The sequence below is a fragment of the Micromonospora narathiwatensis genome (genome assembly GCF_900089605.1).
Taxonomy (GTDB): domain Bacteria; phylum Actinomycetota; class Actinomycetes; order Mycobacteriales; family Micromonosporaceae; genus Micromonospora; species Micromonospora narathiwatensis.
Genome location: NZ_LT594324.1, coordinates 6,316,264 through 6,339,665, shown reverse-complemented (window position 1 = coordinate 6,339,665; position 23,402 = coordinate 6,316,264). Strand labels below are relative to the sequence as shown.

General features: G+C 71.9%; 19 protein-coding genes. 4 read left to right on the top strand and 15 right to left on the bottom strand.

Annotated elements, in window-relative coordinates:
- Positions 1-34: 34 nt before the first annotated feature.
- From efeO to GA0070621_RS28005, 14 genes are all read right to left on the bottom strand, one after another.
- A complete protein-coding gene (efeO, locus tag GA0070621_RS28070; protein WP_091201379.1) occupies positions 35-1,162 on the bottom strand; it encodes an iron uptake system protein EfeO in 1,128 nt (375 codons plus the stop codon).
- A 37-nt stretch (positions 1,163-1,199) separates the two neighbouring features.
- A complete protein-coding gene (gene efeU / locus GA0070621_RS28065) occupies positions 1,200-2,072 on the bottom strand; it encodes an iron uptake transporter permease EfeU (RefSeq protein WP_091201378.1) in 873 nt (290 codons plus the stop codon).
- Between the two features lie 281 nt (positions 2,073-2,353).
- Positions 2,354-3,853 carry an adenosylhomocysteinase gene (gene ahcY / locus GA0070621_RS28060; RefSeq protein ID WP_091201376.1) on the bottom strand — a complete coding sequence of 500 codons (1,500 nt, stop codon included), beginning with the start codon at positions 3,851-3,853 and terminating at the stop codon, positions 2,354-2,356.
- A gap of 308 nt (positions 3,854-4,161) precedes the next feature.
- A complete protein-coding gene (gene manA / locus GA0070621_RS28055; protein ID WP_091201374.1) occupies positions 4,162-5,313 on the bottom strand; it encodes a mannose-6-phosphate isomerase, class I in 1,152 nt (383 codons plus the stop codon).
- Between the two features lie 2 nt (positions 5,314-5,315).
- Positions 5,316-6,311, bottom strand: coding sequence for a cation diffusion facilitator family transporter (locus GA0070621_RS28050; protein WP_091202934.1), 996 nt, complete (start codon positions 6,309-6,311; stop codon positions 5,316-5,318).
- A 46-nt stretch (positions 6,312-6,357) separates the two neighbouring features.
- On the bottom strand, positions 6,358-7,554 hold the full coding sequence (locus tag GA0070621_RS28045; protein WP_091201372.1) for an SIS domain-containing protein: 1,197 nt from the start codon (positions 7,552-7,554) through the stop codon (positions 6,358-6,360).
- On the bottom strand, positions 7,551-7,763 hold the full coding sequence (locus tag GA0070621_RS28040; RefSeq protein ID WP_091201369.1) for a Trm112 family protein: 213 nt from the start codon (positions 7,761-7,763) through the stop codon (positions 7,551-7,553). Before GA0070621_RS28040 ends, GA0070621_RS28045 begins: the two co-directional genes overlap by 4 nt.
- Before the next feature lie 209 nt (positions 7,764-7,972).
- Positions 7,973-8,968, bottom strand: a complete 996-nt coding sequence (locus GA0070621_RS28035; protein WP_091202932.1) for a hypothetical protein — start codon at positions 8,966-8,968, stop codon at positions 7,973-7,975.
- A 114-nt stretch (positions 8,969-9,082) separates the two neighbouring features.
- Complete coding sequence (gene nfi / locus GA0070621_RS28030) at positions 9,083-9,781, bottom strand: deoxyribonuclease V (protein ID WP_091202931.1); 699 nt, start codon at positions 9,779-9,781, stop codon at positions 9,083-9,085.
- Between the two features lie 89 nt (positions 9,782-9,870).
- Positions 9,871-10,458, bottom strand: coding sequence for a DinB family protein (locus GA0070621_RS28025; RefSeq protein ID WP_167667531.1), 588 nt, complete (start codon positions 10,456-10,458; stop codon positions 9,871-9,873).
- Positions 10,459-10,514: 56 nt separating this feature from the next.
- The gene (locus tag GA0070621_RS28020; RefSeq protein ID WP_091201367.1) at positions 10,515-10,952 is read right to left on the bottom strand and encodes a hypothetical protein; all 438 of its coding nucleotides are present in this window, start codon (positions 10,950-10,952) and stop codon (positions 10,515-10,517) included.
- Positions 10,949-15,241, bottom strand: a complete 4,293-nt coding sequence (locus GA0070621_RS28015) for a toxin glutamine deamidase domain-containing protein (protein WP_456237998.1) — start codon at positions 15,239-15,241, stop codon at positions 10,949-10,951. The genes GA0070621_RS28020 and GA0070621_RS28015 overlap by 4 nt, the downstream gene beginning before the upstream one ends.
- Positions 15,242-15,265: 24 nt before the next feature.
- Complete coding sequence (locus tag GA0070621_RS28010; RefSeq protein WP_091201362.1) at positions 15,266-15,622, bottom strand: hypothetical protein; 357 nt, start codon at positions 15,620-15,622, stop codon at positions 15,266-15,268.
- Positions 15,623-15,627: 5 nt separating this feature from the next.
- Positions 15,628-16,041: a YbaB/EbfC family nucleoid-associated protein gene (locus GA0070621_RS28005; protein WP_091202927.1), complete on the bottom strand. Its 414-nt coding sequence runs from the start codon at positions 16,039-16,041 to the stop codon at positions 15,628-15,630.
- Positions 16,042-16,125: 84 nt separating this feature from the next.
- Here GA0070621_RS28005 and GA0070621_RS28000 point away from each other — a divergent pair, with 84 nt between their 5' ends.
- The gene (locus GA0070621_RS28000) at positions 16,126-17,358 is read left to right on the top strand and encodes an SUKH-3 domain-containing protein (protein WP_091201360.1); all 1,233 of its coding nucleotides are present in this window, start codon (positions 16,126-16,128) and stop codon (positions 17,356-17,358) included.
- Positions 17,359-17,431: 73 nt separating this feature from the next.
- On the opposite strand, the gene GA0070621_RS27995 is transcribed toward GA0070621_RS28000, so the two are convergent.
- A complete protein-coding gene (locus tag GA0070621_RS27995) occupies positions 17,432-18,871 on the bottom strand; it encodes an aldehyde dehydrogenase family protein (RefSeq protein ID WP_091201358.1) in 1,440 nt (479 codons plus the stop codon).
- A gap of 142 nt (positions 18,872-19,013) precedes the next feature.
- Here GA0070621_RS27995 and GA0070621_RS27990 point away from each other — a divergent pair, with 142 nt between their 5' ends.
- From GA0070621_RS27990 to GA0070621_RS27980, 3 genes are all read left to right on the top strand, one after another.
- Positions 19,014-20,450, top strand: coding sequence for a gamma-aminobutyraldehyde dehydrogenase (locus tag GA0070621_RS27990; protein ID WP_091201356.1), 1,437 nt, complete (start codon positions 19,014-19,016; stop codon positions 20,448-20,450).
- Between the two features lie 6 nt (positions 20,451-20,456).
- Positions 20,457-21,728: a 4-aminobutyrate--2-oxoglutarate transaminase gene (gene gabT, locus GA0070621_RS27985; RefSeq protein ID WP_091201354.1), complete on the top strand. Its 1,272-nt coding sequence runs from the start codon at positions 20,457-20,459 to the stop codon at positions 21,726-21,728.
- Between the two features lie 372 nt (positions 21,729-22,100).
- Entirely contained in the window at positions 22,101-23,384 is a 1,284-nt protein-coding gene (locus GA0070621_RS27980; protein ID WP_091202926.1) for a helix-turn-helix domain-containing protein, read from the top strand.
- The last annotated feature ends 18 nt before the right edge of the window (positions 23,385-23,402 follow it).

Here is a 23,402-nt window from a genome sequence, read left to right as displayed (position 1 = left end):
CTGCGCTCGCTCATCGCCCCACCTCCACGGGTCGTCACCGGGCGACGACCGCGGCCACCTTGCTGACCGGCTCGGCCAGCGCGTTGATGCTGTCCGAGAGTTCCTTCAGCTCGGCTTTGCTGAGCTGGGTGTGCAGCTTCCAGCCGTCGCCCACCCGGTGCTTGCCGAGGGTGTTCTCGACGTTGGCGAACTCGGTGTCGAGCTGGGAGATCAGCTCGGGCGAACGCTTCTCCAGCGCCGGGCGCAGCGCGGCGATGGCCGCCTTGGAGCCCTCCAGGTTGGCGCTGAAGTCCCATAGGTCGGTGTGCGAGTAGCGCTCCTCCTCGCCGGTGATCTTGCCGCTGGCGACCTCGTCGAGGAGCGCCTTGGCGCCGTTGGCGAGCTGGAGCGGGGTGAGCTTCTCGGCGTTGGCCTTCTCCACCAGCGCCTTGACGTCGGTGACCAGTTGGTCGGCGATCGGGCCGTCCTTGCTGATGTCGCCGGTGGTCCAGAGGTCCTTCTCAAGCCGGTGGTAGCCGGTCCACTCCATGCCCTCCTCGATGACCTCCTCCCGGCCGTCGATCTTCGGGTCCAGGTCGCCGAAGCTCGCCGCGACCGGCTCGATCCGCTCGAAGTAGGTGCGGGCCACCGGGTACAGCGCCTTGGCCTTCGCCACATCGCCGGCCTTGACCGCGGCCGCGAACTCCTCGGTCTTGGCCAGCAGCGCGGCGGTCTGGCTGTTGACGTACCGCTGGTAGTCGGCGGTGGCCTGGCTCAACGCGGCGTCGGGCGCGACGGACGCGGCGGTGCCGCTGACCTTCAGCGCGCCCCGGATGCCCCGGCCGCTCATCCCGGGCTTGCAGGCCGTCTCGTACGTGCCGGCGGTCAGCTCGACGCGCAGCTCACGGCTCAGCCCGGGAGCGATGTTCTCCACCTCGCCCATCACCCGGTCACCGGCGGCGTAGACGTAGAACTCGTTGACCTTGGACCCGGAATTGGTGATCGAGAAGGTCACCTGACCGGCCTCGATCTCGGTCTCGCCGACCTCGCAGGCGGTGTCGGTGGCCTTGACCACGATCGGCCCGCCCGCCTTCGCGTCCTTCTTGTCGCCGCTGCAACCGGCCAGGCCGGCGACGGCGAGCACCCCGGCGGCGGCGGGCGCGACGAGTCGACTGGTACGCATCGGTGTGGTGTCTCCTCAGGACAGGTGAGCGGGGCGGTCAGGCGCGCTGGGGGGCGGGGGCGGGAACGTCGGTCGCGGCCGGCTTGGCCGGGGCGGTCGGCTTGCCCGGCTTGCGCAGGAAGAGCGCCATCACCGGCACCGCGTACGCCACCCAGGCGACCATTTCGAGGATGCTCGGCGTCGGGGTGATGTTGAACATGCCGCTCAGCAGGGTCGCGTACCAGCTGCTCGGGTCGAGCACCGAGGAGATGTCGAAGGCGTGGTTGTTCAGGCCGGGCACCAGGCCGGCCTCCTGGAAGTCGTGCACGCCGTACTTGAAGATGCCGGCGGCGACCAGGATCAGCAGCGCGCCGGTCCAGGTGAAAAACTTGCCCAGGTTGAGCTTGAGGGCGCTGCGGTAGAGCAGGAAGCCGATCACCACGGAGGTGGCGATGCCGCCGATCATCGCGAGCAGCGGGCCGCGGCCCGCGCCGCCGGCCGCGCTCTCGGCGGCGGAGTAGAAGATCAGCGCGGTCTCCAGGCCCTCGCGGATGACCGCGAGGAAGGCCATCCCGGTCACCGCGAACGCGCCGACGGCGAGCGCGTCGCTGAGCTTGCCTCGCAGCTCACCGGCGATGCTCCGGGCGGCCTTGCGCATCCAGAAGATCATGAAGGTGACGAAGACCACGGCGGCGACGGAGGTGATCGCGTCGAAGAGTTCGCGCTGCTTCGAGGTGTTGAGCAGCGCGGTCGAGGTGTACTCGATCAGCCAGCCGAAGAACACCGACAGGGCCACGGCCAGGCCGACCCCGAGCCACACGTGCGGCAGTCGGTTGCGGCGATTCGACTTGACCAGGAACGCGACCAGGATGCTGACCACCAGGGTCGCTTCCAGGCCCTCCCGCAGGCCGATCAGGTACGTGGCGAACATCGGTACTCCGTCGTCGGTTAGGCACGCCTCAGTTAACTTAGGGCAGCCATACCTTCCTCCTGATGAGGGATCGCGTCAAGTCGTTCACGACAACGTCACCCGGTCCGGCGGCTGACGGACGCCCCAGCTTCTCCCGCAGGTGGCACGGGTCACCAGGGTCGTTCGGCCCCACCCGGCTGGCGGGAGCCGGCGCGCAGCGCCGGTGGAGGCGGGTGTCCGCGTACGCGGAAGGGACCGGGACGGCCGCGCGGCGGCCGACCCCGGTCCCTTCCGGGCGTGGCTCAGTAGCGGTAGTGCTCCGGCTTGAACGGGCCCTCCTGGGACACGCCGAGGTAGGCGGCCTGCTCCTTGCTGAGGGTGGTCAGCCTGGCGCCGAGCGCGTCCAGGTGCAGCCGGGCGACCTTCTCGTCCAGGTGCTTGGGGAGCACGTACACGCCGATCGGGTATTCGTCCGTCTTGGTGTAGAGCTCGATCTGGGCGATCGTCTGGTTGGCGAACGAGTTGGACATCACAAAGCTCGGGTGGCCGGTGGCGTTGCCCAGGTTCAGCAGGCGGCCCTCGGAGAGCACGATGATGGCGTGACCGTCGTCGAACTTCCAGAGGTCGACCTGCGGCTTGATGTTCTCCCGGGTGACGTCCGAGCGCTTCGCCAGGCCGGCCATGTCGATCTCGTTGTCGAAGTGGCCGATGTTGCCGACGATGGCCTGGTGCTTCATCCGGGCCATGTGCTCGTTGGTGATGACGTCGAAGCAGCCGGTGGCGGTGACGAAGATGTCGGCCTGCTCGACCACGTCGTCCAGGGTGGCGACCTGGTAGCCGTCCATCGCCGCCTGGAGCGCGCAGATCGGGTCGACCTCGGTCACCACGACCCGGGCGCCCTGGCCGCGCAGCGACTCGGCGCAGCCCTTGCCCACGTCGCCGTAGCCGAGGACGACGGCCATCTTGCCGCCGATCAGCACGTCCGTGGCCCGGTTGATGCCGTCGATGAGCGAGTGGCGGCAGCCGTACTTGTTGTCGAACTTGCTCTTGGTCACCGAGTCGTTGACGTTGATGGCCGGGAAGAGCAGGGTGCCGTTGCGGTGCATCTCGTAGAGCCGGTGCACGCCGGTGGTGGTCTCCTCGGTGACGCCCTTGATGCTGGCGGCGATCCGGGTCCAGCGCTGGCCGTCCTCGGCGAGCGAACGGTGCAGCAGCCCGAGGATGACCGCGTACTCCTCGGAGTCGGCGGACTCGACCGGCGGCACGACACCGGCCTTCTCGAACTCGGCGCCCTTGTGCACGAGCAGGGTGGCGTCACCGCCGTCGTCCAGGATCATGTTGGGACCCTGCCCGTCGGGCCAGGTCAGCACCTGCTCGGTGCACCACCAGTATTCCTCCAGGCTCTCGCCCTTCCAGGCGTACACCGGGACGCCGGCGGGGGCCTCGGGGGTGCCGGTCGGGCCGACGACGATCGCGGCGGCGGCGTGGTCCTGGGTGGAGAAGATGTTGCAGGACGCCCAACGGACCTGCGCGCCGAGCGCGACCAGGGTCTCGATGAGGACGGCGGTCTGGATGGTCATGTGCAGCGAGCCGGTGATGCGCGCGCCGGCGAGCGGCTGCGCGTCGGCGAACTCGCGTCGGATCGCCATCAGTCCGGGCATCTCGTGCTCGGCGAGCCGGATCTCCTTGCGCCCGAACTCGGCGAGCGACAGATCCGCCACCTTGTAGTCGCCCTCGGCGAGGGTGCTCGGCCGGGCTCCGGACGACGCGCCGCTGGGGGCTGCCGGGAGGGTGCTGGTCATGGAAGCTCCTGTCGAACGAAGTGCTGCGCAGCCTTCCACCTTACGCGCGTGGAGCCCGTCGGCCGGGCCCGGTTGGCCGACGACGGACGGCCCGGTCGGCGGACAGCGCACGGGGCGGTCGGTCGTGAACGGACTCTCCGCCCACGGCCCGGCCGCCCCGTGCATCCCCCCGGTTTGGTTCCCCGCGCGTCACCGAGACCTTCGTCGCGACAACGCTGCGTACCCATAGAGTCACACCGAGCAAGGGGCTCGTCAAGCTATTCCGGGAAAGTCGGACTCGTCCCGACGGCTGCGGCGGAACAGCGGAGTCAGCGCAGGCCGCAGGTGGCCACGTACGCCTCGCCCTCGCCGCCGATGACCAGCGGGCCGGCGGACGCGGCGCCCACCGCCGCCTGCCCCGGCGCGAGCGTGACCGTGCCCACCCCGTCATCGACGGTGAGACCACCGACCCGGCAGAGCACCACGCGCGGCCCCGGCAGCGCCAGCCGCACCCCCGGACCGCCGGCCGCCAACTCCACCCGGTGCAGCGCGAAGTCGTCGACCGGCACCGGCCAGGTCACCACCCCGGGCCCCACCGGGACCGGCGCGACCACCGGCTCGTCGAGCACCTCGAACCGCAGCACCCGCAGCAGTTCGTCCACGTCGACCCGCTTGGGCGTGAGGCCGCCGCGCAGCACGTTGTCGCTAGCCGCCATGATCTCCACGCCGGTGCCCCGCAGGTAGGCGTGCAGGTTGCCGGCCGGCATCCAGATCGCCTCGCCCGGCGCCAGCCGCACATGATGCAGCAGCAACGCCACCAGCACCCCCGGGTCGGCCGGGTAGTCCACCGCCAGGCCACGGGCCAGCGCCGCGTCCGGGCCGGCGGCCTCCGCCGCCAGCACGTCCGCCACCAGCCCGGACCGCTCCGCCGCCGGCCAGCTCAACAGCAGGCGTACGGCCTCGCGCAGCCCCGCCGGCCCGCCACGCAGCGCCGCCACCACCGGCCCCAACGCCGGTACGCCGAACGCGTCGATCGCCGCCGCCGACTCGGCCGGGTCGCGGAACCCGCAGAGCGCGTCGAACTCCGACAACGCGACCAGCAGCTCCGGCTTGTGATACGGGTCCACGTAGTTGACCCGGTCCGCGTCGGCCGCGTGCCCCACCCGCGCCTGCTCGGCGTCCGGATGGGCCTGCAGGCTCAACGGGGCGTCCGCGGCCAGCACCTTCAGCAGGAACGGCAACCGGATCCCGAACCGACCGACCAGCCGCTCGCCCAACCAGTGGTCCGGCTCGGCGGTCAACAACTCGGTGAGGCTGACCGGGCTGCCGTCCCGGTCCACCGTGGCCGGGGCGCCCGGATGGGCGCCCAGCCACAGCTCCGCCTCCGGCCCGTCACTCGGCACCGGACGCCCCTGCAACCGCGCGATCGCGGTGCGGGAGCCCCAGGCGTAGTCCCGGATCCGGCCCTGCAACAGCTCCACGGTCAGCTCCCGGGCCCGGCCACCTCGTCGGGCCGGGCATCCGACCGCACCGCCGGCTCCGACTCCGCGCCCGCCCGGTCGGCGGCCGCACGGTAGATGTCCGGCTCCAGATAGATCACCCGGGCGATCGGCACCGCGCTGCGGATCCGCGCCTCGACCGCGTTGATGCCCCGGGCCAGTTCCTCGGCCGTCTCGCACGGCGGCACGGCGATCTTCGCGGCCACCATCAGCTCCTCCGGACCCAGGTAGAGGGTCTTCATGTGGATGATCCGCTCGACCTCCGGGCCACCGGCGACCGCCCGCTCGATCGCGGCCACGTCCTTCGGCTCGGCGCCCTCCCCGAGCAGCAGGCTCTTGGTCTCGACGGCGAGGATGATCGCGATGGTCACCAGCAGCACACCGATCATCGCGGTGCCGAGCGCGTCCCACTTGCCGTTGCCGGTGGCCAGCGTCATCCCCACGCCGAACAGTGCGAACACCAGACCGACCAGCGCGCCGAAATCCTCCAGCAGCACCACCGGCAGCTCGGGCGCCTTCGCCCGCCGGATGAACCGCACCCACGACTGCCGGCCCCGGATCAGGTTGGACTCCTTGATCGCGGTACGGAACGAGAAGCCCTCCATGAGGATCGCGGCCACCAGCACGCCCACCGGCACCCACTGCCAGCTCGTGATCGGCACCGGGTGCGAAAACTTGTGGTACCCCTCGTAGAGCGCGAACAGACCGCCCAGGCTGAACAGCACGATCGCCACGATGAACGCGTAGATGTAGCGCTCGCGGCCGTAGCCGAACGGGTGCTGCGGGGTCGCCTCCCGCTTGGCCCGCCGGCCGCCGAGCAGCAGCAGACCCTGGTTGCCCGAGTCGGCGACCGAGTGGATCGCCTCAGCCAGCATCGACGAGGAGCCGGTCAGCAGAAACGCGACGAACTTGGTGATGGCGATGCCGATGTTGGCCGCGAGAGCGGCGACGATCGCCCTCGTCCCGCCGTTGGCGCTCACGCCGCCGCCCCGCTGCTGAGCCACCTGGCTCGCTCGCTCCGCTCGCTCACTGGTTCGCCAGCTCCTTCATCTCCGTGATGGCCGGAACGGCCATCGGATCCAACCCGTGCGCCAGAGCGAGGTAGACCGAGGCGAAGTCCGGGACCGCCATCAGCGAGGCGAGCCGCTCCAACGCGGAACCACCCTCGGCGGTCACCACGTCGCAGCGCACCCCGCGCCGCTCGGCCAGGGTCTGCACCGCGTCGGCCCGCCGCTCCTCCACCGCGAGGGGCTCGTCGGTGTCTTCCTCCGCGTTGAGCCCACCGTCGCGCAGCAGCACCAGCCGCAGCCGCGTGGCGTCCGCGACCGTCTCGTCCGGGTCGGCGAAGATGTCCCGCTCCCCCTCGACCAGCCCGCCGAACACCCCGTCGAGCAGGCCGACCCGACCCCGGCCGGCCTCACCCAGCGCCCCGGTCACCACCGGGTAGCGGGCGTTCGCCGAGAGCGTGTCACCGAACCGGCGGGCGGCCACGGTGGCCAGCGGGGACGAACCCCAGACGATCGGGATCGACCCGGCCAGCCCCAGGGCCAGCGACTTGGCCGGGTTGACGAAGGACTCGGCGGTGGGACGGCACCGGTCGGCGTCCGCGTCCAGCCGGGCCGCGGTCTCGGCCAGGTCCGCCTCGTTGACCTTCACCAGCCCGAGCGTACGGGCGGCGAGCAGCACCGGCACGGTAAGCGCCCAGAGGCTGGCCCGGGCCGGGGCCCGCCGGGGCACCGGGATGAACGGCGCCCGGGCCCGCTCGGCCACCGACTGGAGCTGCGAGTCCGGGGCGCCGACGGCGACCAGGCGGGCACCCCGGCGGTGCGCCGCCTCGGCGGCGCCCAGCGCCTCGGGGCTACGACCGGAGGCGCTGACCGCGATCACCACATCGGCCGCACCCACCCAGCCCGGCACCCCGGCGCTGCGGTGCGGGATCACCGGCACCGGGCAACGCGGCCCGGCCACCGTGGCCAGCACGTCCCCGGTACGCCCGGCGGTGCCGATACCGGCGATGACCACCGCCCGCGGCCGACCCTCGTCGGCGAGCACGCTCAGGTTCGCCTCGGCGGCCAGCGCGGCCGACTCGCGTACCTGGGCACCGCCGGAGGCGGTGAACCGGAGCATCCCGCCCGGGTCCCGCTCGGCCAGCTGGTCGGAGTCGTCGAGCAGCGACTCGTCGGCGTGCCGGTGCCCACTGACCCCGGCCGTACCCTCCATCACCGCTGCGCCGCCGAGCCACCGCGCGCGTCGTCCGCCGCGGGGCCACCGCGTGCCTCGTCCAGCAGCAGTACCGGCACGTCGTCCCGGACCTCGAAGATCCGGCCGCATTCGGTGCAGGTCAGCGTCTGCGCCTGCGGGTCGTAGTCGAGCGGGGCGTGGTGTGTGTCCGGGCAGGCGAGGATCTCGAGCAACTGCGGGTCCAGGGCCACGGCGCGGCTCCTTCCACGTATGCGGTCTCACCGGTCGGCGGTGCCGTCCGGCGCACGCGCGATCTTATCGGCGAACCGGTACGGACACCGTGCCGCGGAGCGAGATCATCCCGACCCGTCGATGCCCACCGGCCACCGTGGCACCGACCTCGGTCAGGTCGACACCACACACCGTCACCGTAACCCTCGACGGGCGGCCGGGCCCCGGCTCAGCGGGGCACGTGCGGCAGCACGCTGGTCGCGTCGCCGCCCGGAGGCACCGGCGGCTCACCGGTCGGCCGGTTGGCCCCGGGAGCGCCGTACACGTTGCCGGCCGGACGGGGCGACGAGGAGCCGCCGTAGACGGTCGGGGCGGCCGGCTGCTGCCCGTACACCTGTCCGGCCGGGCCCCCGGAGCGGTACGTGTTGCCACCCGCCGCACGGGGCAGCGGGACCTGCGGATGGGCAACCGGCTCCTCGCCCTTTTCGGCGCGGTTACGCCGGACCAGCAGCGCGATCAGGGCGGCGCCGACGACCACCAGGCCGATACCGAACCACATGATGGGAGAACTCCCCGAGGACGAGTCGGCGGCGGCGCGGGACTCGACCGCCGGACCGACCGAGGCGGCCACGGACGGCGGGGGGTCGGCGTCGCTCGGCGACGGGACGGCCTCGGCGCTCGGAGTCGGCGACGGCGTCCGCGACGGCGTCGGCGATGAGCTCGCCCTCGCCGCGCCCACCACCCGGGCCGAGGCGTCGCCCTGCCCGAGGAGCCGACCGGAGGCGGTGCTCGCGACGCCGAGCACGGTCAGCCGACCGCCCGGCGCGCCGGCCACGAAAGCGACCCGGTAGCGGACCGTCCGCTCCTTGCCCTTGCAGAGTTCCGGCTTGTCGGGCGAGACGGGGGCCGTCGCCACCCCGCCGTTCCCGCCGGAGACCCCGACGGGGTGCCACTCTCCACCGGTGTTGACCTCCACCTGGACCTGATCGGGCCGGACGCCGTCGAGCCGCAGCCCCACCACGGTACGCAGGTGCACGCACCCGTCGGTACGCTTGCGCACCTCGACCGCGACAGTTTGCGGTGACCCGCCGGCGGAGAAGCTGCGGGCCGAACGAACATTCACCCGGTCGTCGTCGGCCAACGCCGGAGACGCCCCGACGGCCACCAGGCCGCCCAGCATCACGCCGACCGTGGCCAGCCGCGCCGCGTGCCGTCTCACCGACATCTCCACCTCACCTTTTCCACCCCGCCCGGGGGTCCGCCGGGTCAGGCTACTACCGGCTCGGGGTGGCGCCCGCCCATCGAGCGGCCGGCATGTGCGCCGCGACACGCCGGAAGGTCAGGCGGGCGCGGCGGCCAGTGCCCGACGACACAGCCGGTCGGCCGTCCGGGTGGTCTCCGGCAGCCGATACCGGGGCGTCAACGCCAGCACCCGGCGGGTGGCGTTGGCCAGGCTCATCCGATGGCCGACGCTGACGAACACCGGCCTCACCCCGTCCCGGGTACGCAGCACCCGGCCGACCACCTCACCGCTGTCGCGCAGCGGCGTCCAGGCACCCCGCTCCGGTCCCGGCTCCGCCCACTCGCCGACCAGCGGCGTCTTCCCCACCCCGATCGCGGACAGCCCGGTGACCAGGCCGAGATGGCAGGCCAGCCCGAACCGGCGCGGGTGCGCCAACCCGTGCCCGTCGCAGACCAGCAGTTCGGGACGCACGGTCAGCCGGTCCAGGGCGGCCAGCAGCGCCGGCAGCTCACGGAACGCGAACAGCCCCGGCACGTACTCGAAGGCGGGCCGGCCCACGCTGACCGCCTCGTCGACCACGGCCAGGGTGGCGGCGTCCAGCACCGTGACGGCCGCCGCGAGCCGGTCGCCGCTCTCCGCGTACGCGACGTCTAGCCCGGCCACCGTCGCGGGCGCGGCCGGACCCGGCCCGACCAGGTCCACCCGCGACCGCAGTTCCTCCTGTACGCGCAGCGCCTCCGCCACGTCGGCCGGCGGCTCGTACCGGATTCCCCCGCTGCCCGGTGGCCTCGTCACCACGTCACCGTAGCCAGCCGATCGGCCCCCGGCCGGCCCGGCCTCCTCGGCGCACCCGCCCACGGCCGCCCTGTCGTCGCTGCCGTCGCCTACTGACCCACCCGGCCGTCGATGCGTTCGCGCAACAGGTCGGCGTGCCCGTTGTGCCGGGCGTACTCCTCGATCATGTGCACCAGCAGTTCACGCAGGGAGATCTCCGCCCCGTCGGACATCCGGCCCCGGGTGCCCAGATCCGCGGTCGCGGCCACCAACTCCTCGGCGAAGGCGACCTCCGCCCGCCAGGTGGACCACGCCTCCGCCACCACCGCCGGGTCCGCGACCGCGCCGTCGAAGGCACCGTCGCGCTCGTCCGGCGGTGAGTAGTGCTTGGGCGCGTCCTGGCCCGCCATCACCCGGCGGAACCAGCCGCGCTCCACCTCCGCCAGATGCCGCACCAGACCGAGCAGCGACATCTTCGACGGCGGCACCGACCGCCGGGCCATCTGCTCGGCGTCGAGGTCGGCACACTTGAGTTCGAGGGTGAGACGCTGATCCCGCAGATACCCGACGAGAGTCTCGCGCTCGCCCTCGAAGCCACCGTCGGAGCGCGGGTCCGCGTCGGGATGGACGAACATGTTCGACCAGGCGAACTGGGGGTCGGCCTGGCCGTTCTCAGTGCTCGTACGCGCGTCAGCCATGCCCGGACCCTCGCCCGCCGCCCCTCGGCCCGCAACGCATTTACGCCGTACCGCAGTCAGGAGGTCGCGATGGTCGGGTCGGCGCCCGGGTCTCCGGCCTGCCGCAACTGCTCCTCGAACAGCACGAACGTCCTCCGTCGGATACCCGCGATCAGCGCCTGCTCATGCGGCGTCGGATAACGGCGCTCCTGGCGGATGGTCTCCTCAAGCGCCCGCACGGTCTCGTAGAGCGCGTAGACCGCTTCCTCCCCGGTCAGATTGCGGCCACGGTCCTGCTCCGTTCGCCAGACAAACTCGTCGCGTGATATCTGGTGAATCTCGTCGCCGCCTACAAAAAGCAATTTGTCTATCAGATCGTTGGCCGGTTGCCAGCCGCCGGTGTCTGCTGACATCCGCCACCCGGCAACCCCGCCGTCTTGCGTTTCCACCAACTTCACGGGTGAGTCGTAGTAGATGAAGAACTTCGGCAGTACCAAGCCTCTAAGCTGCGTCATCGTTGCGACACCTCTTGGAGTCCTTCGGATAGCGCCGCCCAGTAAATGTCTTGTACGCGCACCAGCAGGCCATCCCGGATCGCCCTCTCCGCCCTCGTCAGCGCCCGTCCGCCGGACTCGGCCAGTGCATCCAGATCTCGTCGGACCTCGTACAGCGCATGCTCCCACTTCGCCACGGACTCAAGCGGGGCGAGTTGCAGTCGAAGCTCAACGACGTGTCCGTTTGCCATGCTCAGGTTGAGCAGTACGTCACGGTATCCGCTGCTCTGCGGGGACAGGAACCGATCCTTGATGTCAAGCATGACCACTCGTGGGTCAGCTGACAGCCCACCGAGTGCCTGGTAGACGTCGTCGAGCTGGCCGAACTCCACCTTGGCCGCGGCAAGATCCTTCAGCCGCGATGCGTCGTTCCCATACTCCACGAGTTTGTCCAGCACCCGTTCGCGGTCCTTTGGTTGGCTCCGCCAATCTGGCCGCCCGCACTCTCCCGCAACGTCGATTGCAATACGGTTCAACTCCGGCTGTACCAGTGCGGCCTCAGCATAGAGGTTCTCCACATACGCGAGGCGATAGCCCTCGTCGTCTCGTCGGGTGCGATCGAACCCAAGTTGTCGATTGTCCTGCCTCCGGGCCGCCACCTCAGCGCCGAGCCCGCACTGCTCATCCGTCAAGGGCGTCGTACGCGGTGTCGTCGCTTCCGCCTCGATAGGCGCATCCGGACCGCGCTCGGCGATGTCGTCCAGAACGTCGCCGAGCACGTCGATCGCCTGCTGGTGGCTGGCGAGGTGATGCAGCGTGAGCGGCCTCGCGGTCAGCGAGTTGGCCAGTTCCGGCGTTGCCAGGATCATCCGGACCAGGTCGGGGCGCTGTGCCAGCTGCTGTAGCAGCCGTTCGCCCAGCAGCGGTTCACCGCGCGGCGGCGCCTCCCACGTCTGGTCGAACATCTGCCGGACCCGTGGATCATCGAGCAGTCGCGTCACGTCGCCGGCCGCGGCCTCGTCCAGTTCCGGCATCAGCCGGCGCAGCGTCGGCCCGTCCAGGTGCTGCGCCAGTTCGACCGGGGTGACCCCGGCGGCGAAGACCCCGTCAAGGCTCGTACTCGCGGCGATCGCGTCCCGGACGAACAAGCCGGCCGAGATCCGCTCGCTGTGGGCGTCGAGGTGTGCCTGCCGCACGGCGTCCAGGTCCGGCGCCGGTGTGCTGCCGGGAAGCGACGCGTCGTCCGCTCGGTGGAACGTGGTCGACTCCCCGAGCAGATGGACATGGTTGAAGTCCGGCACGTCGTCCGCGCCGCGAAGCTGCGGTGGCGGATCGGGCAGCCGTGGCGGGTCGGGTCTATCCACCGGCTCCGGCAGGACGTTGAAGTCGCCGGGCAGCCGACCGGCGAGCGGCATCGGCCGGCCGTCCGGTCCGAGCACCAGGGCATCGATCCCGACCGCGTTGGTGCTCTGCGAAACGCCGCTGTGGGTGTAGAGCGGACGATCCGCCACAAAGCCCGACTGTGGGTCGAGGTAGAGCACCGTACCGTTCTGGTTCAGCGCCACCCAGGCATGCGATCCCCCACCCTGCCAACTGGTGATGAGGAAGGCGTAGCTGCCGTGGCCACCCGCCAGCAGTTGCCCGTGCAGGTCCTGATAGCCGTGTTCGACCATCCGCCGCGCCCCGAGGTCGGTCGCGGGCGGGACGTCGGGGCACAGCTTCTGGAACCGTCCGCCGGTGACCTCCTCAACCCGGCGCGGCCCGTCCTCCTCGCCGTCGACGGGGCTGCGGACGTCCCCCTGAAGGTAGCCGTCGAAGGTACGCGGCGCGGAGACCCGCGGCCGGCCGTGCATCCAGGTCTCGTAGAGCGACAGGGTGCAGTCGAGACAGTTGATTCCTCGGGTGGCGTCCGCCTCCGGTCCACCGTCGTTGGCGAGTCGGAACCAGCCACCAGACCGGGGATCGGCGGTACGCACCACGGTGCCGTCCGGATTGCGGGGCATCTGCCGCTCCAGGTCGCTCTGGTGCAGCGCGAGCGGCGGACGCAGCCCACCACGTACGCCATAGCGGCGGGAGCGGTCGATCGGCGGGGGGCGACCGTCACCGGTGAGGGCGGATCGGTCCGGCGTTTCCACGGCACCGGGTGCGAGGTCGGCGACGTCGTCGTTGATCCGGTAGAAGTCGGCGTCGTTCTCGACCATCACCTCTGCCGGAACCAACTCGCCGTTCAGTACCGCTTCGGCGTCGTCAAGAGCCTTGTGGTGGAGACGGTCCCTGAACCGTCCCTCTCGCACGTGTTGCTCGGCGAGGTCATGCTGCCCCACCGCGCGAAGCTCATCAGCCCGTCCGAGGAGCCACCGCGTGGCTTCGTAATGCTGCTCCGCCGTTTCGCGTAGTTCCTTCACCCGGCCATGACGTCGGTTTTCCTCGTACAACTCCCGCTGGGAATTGAGGTAGCCCTGGTATCGACGTCGGTCGAGCGCTTCCCGATCGGCAACCCGCCGGGCTGCCAACTCCTCGGGCGTGGGTACGTTCCGGCGAGGTGGAAGCGGATCGAAGGGACCCGGTAGGGCCGGCGGCGGATTGTTGGCGGGCTGGCGCGGGGCCGGGGCCAGCGCCTCCAGCAGCGGGAAACGCGGGTTCGGCATCGGCCGGGTGTCCGGGCCGGTGACCGTTGGCCCGGCCATCGGATCTGCTGCGAGTCGGTTGGGCGGTGGCGTGTTCGAAGGTCCGGGGTGCGGGGCCAGGGTGCCGGTCGAGTGACGGTCGGCGGGGAGCGGTGACAGGGCGTGCGCCCCGACTGACGGAGATCCGCTCGCCACCGTCGGTGCCACGCTCGCCTGCGCCGGCGCCGCCTGACTCGGCGTGGCGACGTCGGCTCCCGCGACCGGCCCGGGCCTCGGCTCGGTGGCGACCGGGTGAGCGCCCGCGACCGGCGCGTCGACGACCACAGAGGAGAGCGTGGGGCGGGCCGCCACCTCGGGGTACGGCCGGTTCGCATCGGCCTCGTCAACGGAGTGCACCGGTCGCCCGGCGACATCCGCCGACTGCTGGGGGTGCACAGGTGAGGTGAGGTGCGCCGCCGAAACTCCATCGTCCAGCCGCCGGGATCCAACCGTGCCCGCGACACCAGGGTCCGTGGCATCGGGGTGAAGAACAGTGTTCGCGCCGGTCACGGACGCAAGGGTCTCGATGGGCGGGGCGGGCATCGACCCGACCGGTTCGGGCGCGCGCTGGGCTGGCACGACGCTGCTCGTGTCCGGGGGCGGTGGAAGGGCCAGGTCCATCGGTGCGGACGACAGGCCGGTCAGCTTCCCGTCGAGTCGGTGGTGCAGAGCCGCGTCGGCCTGCCCGGTGGTGGAGCCGCTGACACCGGAGGCCGCCGCCCGGGCCAGGTCCTCCAGTGAGATGTTCTGCCCGGTGGCCACCCTCGCGGCGCTCTCGGCCAGGGTCTCGCCAACCATCTCCCGCCCGAGGTGCTCCCCGACCTGCGCGAGACGCCCGTCGGCGTGCCGCCCGATCCCGGCGAGCGGCGCTACAGCGCCGCCGGCGAAGCCACCGAGCCCCGACATGCCCACGTCGGCCAGGTCCAGACCGTCCCGGCGCCCGGTGGAGTTCTGGTACGCCTGGGTCGCCAGGCTGGTGCCCGCCTCCTGCCCGGCCTCGACGAGACCGCCGATCGCGGAACGTCGGGCGAGCTTTCGTACGCCGCTTTTGCCGATCTCCTTCGCGGCCCGCTCGCCGGCCTCCTTCAGCCCCTCCCTGAGAGCCTTGCGGGCCAGCTGCGCCACGAGCCGCTTGAAGATCTGCTGCACGGCGACCCGGCTGGCGGCGATAGCCGCCCCTGCCGCCGGTGAGGCGGCACCGGCGGTGAGCACGGCCGCCACCGCCAACGAGAGCAGTTCGATGACCAGGATGCCCAGCTCGATCCAGGCCTCCAGCTTGGCGCCCTCGATGTCACAGCCACAGGAGTCGACCAGCTTGCCCAGCTCGCCGGTGACGGCGAGCAGGACGGACAGCGGGGAATCCGGCCCCTCGGCCACCTTGTGCCACGCGGTATCGAACGCCTCGGCCACCAGGCCGACACCACCGTAGCCACTGCGCACCTCACCGGCGGCGGCGGTCGCGTCGGTACGCGGGCCGGCGAGGACGTCGGCGACGCCGTACCACTGGTCGGCGAGGTTCCAGACGGCACGCTCGTTCCCGTCCGGCCACTCCACGCCGACGACCCAGTCCAGCGCCTCGTAGATCCAGCCGGGCACGTCCCAGGGGCAGTATTCGAGCGGGTGCGGGATCGGGCTGGGCAGCATGCTCACGCGCGGATCCTCCGGAGGTCAGCGCCGGTGCCGATGCGGGGTGTGTTGCCGATGCGGGATCTCGCCGAGCTGGCGAGCGTTGGTCTCGTCGGTCTCGACGGTCGCGGCCACGGACCGGACCACGTCGGAGCCCAGCCCTTCGAGGGAGCGGCCCAGGGCCGCCCAGACATCCAGCAGCGTCTCCTCGTAACCGCGATAGTGCTTGTCGAAGGCGGCACCGATGTCGTCCCGGCCCCACGGCCGCTGCCCGCTCGCCGCCGCGATCTCACCGCCGACCCCGCGCCGGGAGGCGCTGACCGCCTCCCCTGCCAGGGTCAGATCGGCGCCGCCACGGCGGGCGCGGTCCGGGTCGAGCCAGATCTGCCCATCGGCCATTGTGGTCACTCGCCGCGCGAGAGGACGGCGTCCGCCCGGCCGAGCAGCGCGCCGAAGTCATTCGTACGCAGGAACTCCACCGACGGTGCGCCGGGCGGCAGATATCCGGCGACCAGTTCCTGGGTCGCGGCGACCGCGGTGGCGGACGCCCGCAGCACGGTTGCGGTGATCTTCCTGCTCAACGCCTTGGCATCCCGGTCGTGAAAGACCGAGGGCGCGACCTCCACGGCGATCAGCTCGCCCCGGGCCCCGGCCACGGCGGTGACCTGGCCGTCGTCGGAGCGCTCGGTCACCCGCAGCTCGGCGAGCTTGCCCCGGAGTTCGTCCAATCCGGACCGAAGTCGCTGGTACTGGCCGTACACCTCGTCGAAGCGCGCACGCAGCGCATGGTTGGCGTCCCGATCCGCGCTCTCGGCCACCGTCACCCTCCCCGTCACCGTCACGGTCAGTAGGGCCGACCATACCGGGCGCCACGGATCCGTGGGGTCCGGTAGTTTCAGGCTGTGATCGAGCGACAACAGGCCGAGCAGCTCGCCGCCGTCTGGGCGCAGCGGGATTCCGAGCGATTGGGATTCCCGTGCACGCCGCTGATCGAGGAGTTCGACCTGGGCTACCTGATCACGTCCACGGTCTCCACCGACGCTCGCGCCCTACCGGGCGACCTGCCGACCACCATCATCGACCGGGAGACCGGCGAGGTGTCGACCTGGCCACGGCTGCCCTTCCCCGCCGTCGCGCAGATGTTCCGGCAGCGCCGGTCGCCCGAGCCGCACGCGCCGCGCACGGTGGACCCAGCCAGCCAACTGCTTCGCGAGATCACCCGGCTGCCCACGCCCGGGGGCGTGGCGCATCTCACCCTCGACGGCCGCGTCCATGTTGCCCACGGGGCGAAGGGAGACGTCGAACTACACCACCATCCGCTGGTTGAGTCCTATCTGGACGAACTGCCGCCCGGCCATCTGGTTCGGGGCGGCGAGCGACACGCCGAGATGATCGTCGTCTCCGACGTACTGCACGAACACGACCACCGGCGAGCGAACGACGGCCTCCCCCTGCTGACCCTCGAGGAGACGAGAACCATCCTGGGCAGCGCTCGGACCGAGTTCTTCCGCGTACGGGAATCCGGAGACCCCGCAGGCGGACCGGCGGAGCTGCCCTGCGATTCCTGCATCAACTTTCTGGTGCACTTCAACGTGCTCCCGTGGTCCGACCTCGCCCACTGCGAGGATTGGCTCCCGCCACCCCAGTCCCTCATCCGACCCGGGCGCTTCCCCGACGGCGTGGCTGAGGCGCTCGTCGATGCCGGCTGGAAGGACAGCATGTTCAACGAAGCGCTCGCGCTGGGCGCCATAGCGGAAACACGCGAGATCGCAGGCCGACGCCACGAACATCAGGTCTTCGCGGCAGCCGTGCAGGCCCTGACCGCGTTTCCCGCAGTTCTGAGCCGGCGACGCGGGCCAGGTCAGGAGGTGTGGATCAGCCGGTTCACCACGAATCCGCTTCGCGGCGCGCATAGCGCCGACACGCTCGCCGACTTCGGTGCGGTGCTCGGCGTACGACTCTTTCCGCTCGGGACGGAGCGTCAGGAGAGCATCATCGCGGTGGACGAGCACGGGCGGATCTTCGCGCTCGACCAGGCCGGCGAGTGGTTCCTCGGCCCGGACATCGACGCCGCCCTGACCACCCTCCTGCTCGGCCGCGCCCCCGCCCGGGTACGCGACGACGGCACCTGGTGACCGCCCCGGGGCGGGCACGGGGCCTGCCCCGGGAAGCCCCACGCCGCTGACGCGGGCCGGGCGCGCCGGGGTGCTACAGCGCCAGCCCGGTCAGCACCATGACGCGCGGTTCGGTGTAGTCCTCCATCGCGCTGCGCAGGCCCTCCCGCCCGACGCCGGAACCCTTCACCCCGCCGTACGGCATCTGGTCGGCGCGGTACGACGGCACGTCCCCGACGATCACGCCACCGACCTCCAGTGTGCGGGACGCCAGAAAGGCGGTCTGCAGGTTGTGGGTGAAGATCCCCGCCTGCAACCCGTACGCGGAGTCGTTGACCGCGGCGAACGCGGCCTGGTCGTTCTCGATCGGGGTGACCACCAGCACCGGCCCGAAGATCTCCTCCCGGCAGACCTTGGCGGACGACGGCACGCCGGACAGCACCGTCGGCGGGTAGGTGGCGCCCTCCCGTCGGCCGCCGAATTCGATGGTCGCGCCGGCGGCGACCGCCTCGTCCACCCACGCCTCGACGCGCTCGGCCGCCTCGACGGAGACCAGCGGCCCGACGTCGGTCAGCTCCGAGGTCGGGTCCCCGGTTCGTAGTTCCTGTACGGCGGCGACGAGCCGGGGCAGGAAGCCGTCGTAGAGCCATTCGTGCACGTACACCCGCTGCACGGCGATGCACGACTGCCCGGCCTGGTAGTTGGCGAAGGTGGCGATCCGGTGCGCCGCGAAGGTGAGGTCCTCGTCCGACGACCAGTCTTCGCAGATCACGGCGGCCGCGTTGCCGCCCAGTTCCAGGGTGACGTGCTTCTCGGGGGCGGCCCGCCGGATGGCGGCGCCGACCGGCCCGGAGCCGGTGAACGACACCACCGGCAGCCGGGGGTCGGCGACCAGTTCGGCGGCGCGCTCGTTGGGCAGCGGCAGCACCGAGAACATTCCCTCGGGCAGTTCCGTCTCGGCGAGGATCTCGCCGAGCAGCAGCGCCGACAGTGGGGTGGCGGGGGCCGGCTTGACGACGATCGGCGTACCGACGGCGATGGCCGGGGCGACCTTGTGCGCGACCAGGTTGAGCGGGAAGTTGAACGGCGCGATGCCGAGGACGGGGCCGCGAGGCACCCGCCGGACCAACGCGATCCGCCCGGTGGCCGCCGGGTCGGTGTCCAGGCGTTGCAGTTCGCCGGAGAAGCGTCGGGCTTCCTCGGCCGCCCACCGGAACGTGGAGACGGCCCGGCCCACCTCGGCCTTCGCCCACTTGACCGGCTTGCCGTTCTCGGCGGTGATCAGGGCCGCGACCTCGTCGGCGCGTTCGGCGAGCCGCCGGGAGACGTGGTCGAGGGCCGCCGCCCGGGCGTGCGCGGGCAGGGCCGCGGCTGCCGCGGCCACGCCGGCGGCTGCCGCGACGGCGGCTTCGACCTGGTCGGGCGTGGCGACGGTGGTACGCCCCACCACGCGGCCGTCGTACGGGTGGGTGACGGTCAGCTCGCCCTCGCCGTGGACGGGGCGGCCGGCGACAAAGAAGGCTCTCGGCTCCACGATCGGCAGCGTAGACGACGCCAGGCTCGCGCGGAAACAGTTGCCTTGGCCCTTGTCTGTTACGGATTCAGTAGCCAAGATGGCAGTCAGATTGCGATAACCTCCGCAGACCTTCCCCCCGGCCATCCCTCGGAGACTTCTGATGAGCGATCAGCAGCAGCTGCGCAACTTCGTCAACGGCGAGTACGTCGACCCGGTGGACGGCGGCTACGCCGACCTCATCGACCCGTGCACGGGCGAGGTCTTCGCCCAGGCGCCGGTCTCCAGCGCGGCGGATGTGGACGCGGCGATGCGGGCCGCCGCCACGGCGTTCGAGACGTGGCGCGACACCACCCCGGCCGAGCGGCAGAAAGCCCTGCTCAAGCTCGCCGACGCGGTGGAGGCCCGCGCGGCCGATCTGGTCGACGCCGAGGTGCGCAACACCGGTAAGCCCCGCCAGCTCACCGCCGACGAGGAGCTGCCGCCGGCCGTCGACGAGTTCCGCTTCTTCGCCGGTGCCGCCCGGCTGTTGGAGGGCCGGTCGGCCGGCGAGTACATGGCGGGCCACACCTCGTACGTGCGGCGCGAGCCGATCGGCGTCTGCGCCCAGGTCACCCCGTGGAACTACCCGCTGATGATGGCGGTCTGGAAGATCGCCCCGGCCCTCGCGGCCGGCAACACGGTGGTGCTCAAGCCGTCGGACACCACGCCGGTGTCGACGTTGCTGCTGGCCGAGATCGCGTCCGAGTGCTTCCCGCCGGGCGTGTTCAACGTCGTCTGCGGCGACCGGGACACCGGACGTGCCCTCGTCGCCCACCCCACCCCGCAGTTGGTGTCGATCACCGGCTCGACGCGGGCCGGCATGGAGGTCGCCGCGGCGGCGGCCCCGGACCTGAAGCGGACCCACCTGGAGCTGGGCGGCAAGGCCCCGGTGGTGATCTTCGACGACGCCGACATCGCGGCGGCGGCCGAGGCGATCGCGGTGGGCGGCTACTTCAACGCCGGCCAGGACTGCACCGCGGCCACCCGGGTGCTCGCCGGCCCCGGCGTCTACGACGACTTCGTCGCCGCCCTCACCGAGCAGGCCCGCAACACGAAGACCGGCGCGCCGGACGACGAGGACGTGCTCTACGGCCCGTTGAACAACGCCAACCAGCTCGCCCGGGTACGCGGTTTCGTGGACCGGCTGCCGGACCACGCGAACGTCGAGGCCGGCGGATCGCAGGTCGGCGAGCGCGGCTACTTCTACGCCCCGACCGTGGTCTCCGGCGTGCGGCAGGCCGACGAGGTGATCCAGCAGGAGGTGTTCGGGCCGGTCATCACCGTGCAGCGCTTCTCGGACGAGGACGAGGCGGTGCGTTGGGCCAACGGTGTGGACTACGGCCTGTCCGCCTCGGTCTGGACCAGGGACCACGGCCGGGCGATGCGGATGACCCGCCGGCTCGACTTCGGCTGCGTCTGGGTGAACACCCACATCCCGTTCATCTCGGAAATGCCGCACGGCGGCTTCAAGCACTCCGGGCACGGCAAGGACCTCTCGGTCTACAGCCTGGAGGACTACACCAGGATCAAACACGTCATGCACAACATCGAGGGCTGATTACCGATGACTTCTTCCGACGAGCTGCACAAGCGACGGGGCGCGGCGGTCGCCCGCGGCGTGGGCAGCGTCATCCCGGCGTACGTGGACCGCGCGGGCGGCGGCACCATCACCGACGTCGACGGCCGGGAGTGGATCGACTTCGCCGCCGGCATCGCGGTCACCAACGTGGGCAACTCCGCCCCTCGCGTCGTGGCGGCGGTGCAGGCGCAGGTCGAACGCTTCACCCACACCTGCTTCATGGTCGCGCCGTACGAGTCGTACGTGGCCGTCTGCGAGCAGCTCAACGCGCTGACCCCGGGCAGCTTCGAGAAGCGCTCGGCGCTGTTCAACTCGGGCGCCGAGGCGGTGGAGAACGCCGTCAAGATCGCCCGCCACGCCACCGGGCGGCCGGCGGTGGTGGTCTTCGACCACGCGTACCACGGCCGGACCAACCTGACCATGGCGCTGACCGCGAAGAACATGCCGTACAAGCACCGGTTCGGGCCGTTCGCCGGGGAGGTCTACCGGGTGCCGATGTCGTACCCGCTGCGGGACGGCGGGCTCGACGGGGCGACCGCCGCCGCCCGGGCGATCGAGCTGGTGGAGAAGCAGGTCGGCGCGGAGAACGTGGCCGCGCTGCTGATCGAGCCGATCCAGGGCGAGGGCGGTTTCGTCGTACCGGCGGAGGGGTTCCTGCCGGCGCTGCGCGAGTGGGCGACGGCGGCCGGGGTGGTCTTCGTCGCCGACGAGATCCAGACCGGCTTCTGCCGGACCGGGGACTGGTTCGCCTGCCAGCACGAGGGCGTCGAACCGGACCTGATCACCCTGGCCAAGGGCATCGCCGGTGGGCTGCCCCTCGCGGCGGTGACCGGGCGGGCGGAGCTGATGGACGCGGTGCACGTGGGCGGCCTCGGCGGCACGTACGGCGGCAACCCGATCGCCTGCGCCGCCGCGCTGGCCGCCATCGAGACCATGCACGAGCTGGACCTGGCCGCCGCCGCCCGACGGATCGGCGCGACCATGGGCGACCGGCTGCGGGCGATCGCCGCCCGCGACGCGCGGATCGCCGAGGTACGCGGCCGTGGCGCGATGCTCGCCGTGGAGATCGTGCAGCCGGGCACGCTGACCCCGGACCCGGCCGCCACGGCGGCTGTCTCGGCGGCCTGCCACGCCGCCGGCCTGCTCACCCTGACCTGTGGCACCTACGGCAACGTGCTGCGCTTCCTGCCCCCGCTGGTCATCTCCGACGACGACCTCAAGCGCGGCCTGGACATCCTGGACGCGGCCTTCGGCTGACCGTGGTCGGCCCCTGATCGTGGAACACCGCGGGCGTCGATCCCCCCGATCGCACCCGCGGTGTTCCACCCATCCCTCAGGCGGGGGTTGCCCAACCGGGGGGAGAAATCCGAGTTTTATCCGCTTATCGCCCGTTTACCCTGTCTGATGGACTCCGGCGGCCCGCCACGGATCCTCGGCCGACGGCGGAGCGCGGCGAGCGGAACCACCGGTCGACGGGCCGGGCCGAACGCCCCGACGACCGTCCCGGGTGGTGGAGGTGCGCCCCGCCCGGGCCGGTCGACCCGCAGCCGGGCCGTCAGCCGGAACCGCCAAGCCGAGCCTTCCTTCATCCGGGTGAGGTGGGTCACCATGGGCGGGAGGAGGTCGGTGGTGGCTGACCCGTGGCTCGCCCTGGAATTCGGTGCCGATCCGGCGGAACGGATCGCACAGGTCGGTGCCGCCCACGAGGCGTTCCTCACCGGCGGCGCGACACCGGACCGCGTCCGCGAGGTGGTACGGCGGTCGTGGGAACGGTCCGCGCTGCTCGACCCGGAGGCCACCGCCCCGGTCGACCTCACCGACGACGCGCTGGAGAGCTACCGGGCCGTGCACCCCCTCGCCCGGGTGCTGCCGCTCTTCCGCGACCTGCTCGGCGGAATCGCCCAGGACGGCGCGCACCTGATGGCGGTCTGCGACGCGTACGGGCGGCTGCTCTGGGTGGAGGGCCACCCGGGGGTGCTCCGGCACGCCGCGCGGATGAACTTCGTCCCCGGCGCCCGCTGGGACGAGACGCACGCCGGCACCAACGCCCCCGGCACCGCGCTCGCCGTCGACCACAGCGTGCAGATCTTCGCCACCGAACACTTCGTCCGGCCGGTGCAGCGCTGGACCTGCGCCGCCGCCCCGATCCACGACCCGACCACGGGCCGGCTGCTCGGCGCGGTCGACATCACCGGCGGCGACCACCTGGCCAACCCGCAGAGCCTCGCCCTGGTCCGGGCCACCGCCCGGGCCGCCGAGGCGTTCCTGGCCAACGCCGCGCCCGCCGAGCCCGACGTGGTGCACGTCGCCGCGCTCGGCCGCGACGAGGCGGAGCTACGGGTCGGTGGCCGGCGTGTCCGGCTCGGCCGACGACACAGCGAACTGCTGGTGCTGCTGCTCCACCATCCCGAGGGGCGCACCGGCGAGCAGCTCGGCCTCGACCTCTACGGCGACGACCGGCTGCACCCGGTCACCCTGCGCGCCGAACTGTCCCGGCTGCGCCGGGCGCTCGGCGAGGAACTGCTCGACTCCCGCCCGTACCGGCTGCGCGGCACCGTGCGCGCCGACTTCCGTACCGTCGCCGAGCTGCTGGAACGTGGCGACCCGGCGGGGGCGCTCCAGGCGTACCCCGGGTCGTTGCTGCCCGCCTCCGACGCGCCGGGAGTGGCGCGACTGCGCCAGCTGCTCGACGGTCAGCTCCGCGCGGCCGTGCTGGCCGCCGCGGACCCGGCGCTGCTCACGGCGTGGACCGCGACGCCCGCCGGCGCCGACGACCTCACCGCCTGGCAGGCCCTGGCGCGGGCGTTGCCGCCGGGCACGCCCCGCCGGCCGCTCGCCGTCGCCCGCGCCCGCCAGCTCGCCCAGGAGTACGACCTGCCACGCGCAACGTCCCTGCAACGTCGCGGAAACTAACGTCCCGCCATCCACCAC

Excerpts from the sequence above, each read along its gene's own strand:
- efeO (WP_091201379.1), bottom strand. The coding sequence starts at position 1,162 with ATGCGTACCAGTCGACTCGTCGCGCCCGCCGCCGCCGGGGTGCTCGCC.
- efeU (WP_091201378.1), bottom strand. The coding sequence starts at position 2,072 with ATGTTCGCCACGTACCTGATCGGCCTGCGGGAGGGCCTGGAAGCGACC.
- ahcY (WP_091201376.1), bottom strand. The coding sequence starts at position 3,853 with ATGACCAGCACCCTCCCGGCAGCCCCCAGCGGCGCGTCGTCCGGAGCC.
- GA0070621_RS28035 (WP_091202932.1), bottom strand. The coding sequence starts at position 8,968 with ATGTCGGTGAGACGGCACGCGGCGCGGCTGGCCACGGTCGGCGTGATG.
- GA0070621_RS28025 (WP_167667531.1), bottom strand. The coding sequence starts at position 10,458 with ATGGCTGACGCGCGTACGAGCACTGAGAACGGCCAGGCCGACCCCCAG.
- GA0070621_RS28020 (WP_091201367.1), bottom strand. The coding sequence starts at position 10,952 with ATGACGCAGCTTAGAGGCTTGGTACTGCCGAAGTTCTTCATCTACTAC.
- GA0070621_RS28015 (WP_456237998.1), bottom strand. The coding sequence starts at position 15,241 with ATGCTGCCCAGCCCGATCCCGCACCCGCTCGAATACTGCCCCTGGGAC.
- GA0070621_RS28010 (WP_091201362.1), bottom strand. The coding sequence starts at position 15,622 with ATGGCCGATGGGCAGATCTGGCTCGACCCGGACCGCGCCCGCCGTGGC.
- GA0070621_RS27990 (WP_091201356.1), top strand. The coding sequence starts at position 19,014 with ATGAGCGATCAGCAGCAGCTGCGCAACTTCGTCAACGGCGAGTACGTC.
- gabT (WP_091201354.1), top strand. The coding sequence starts at position 20,457 with ATGACTTCTTCCGACGAGCTGCACAAGCGACGGGGCGCGGCGGTCGCC.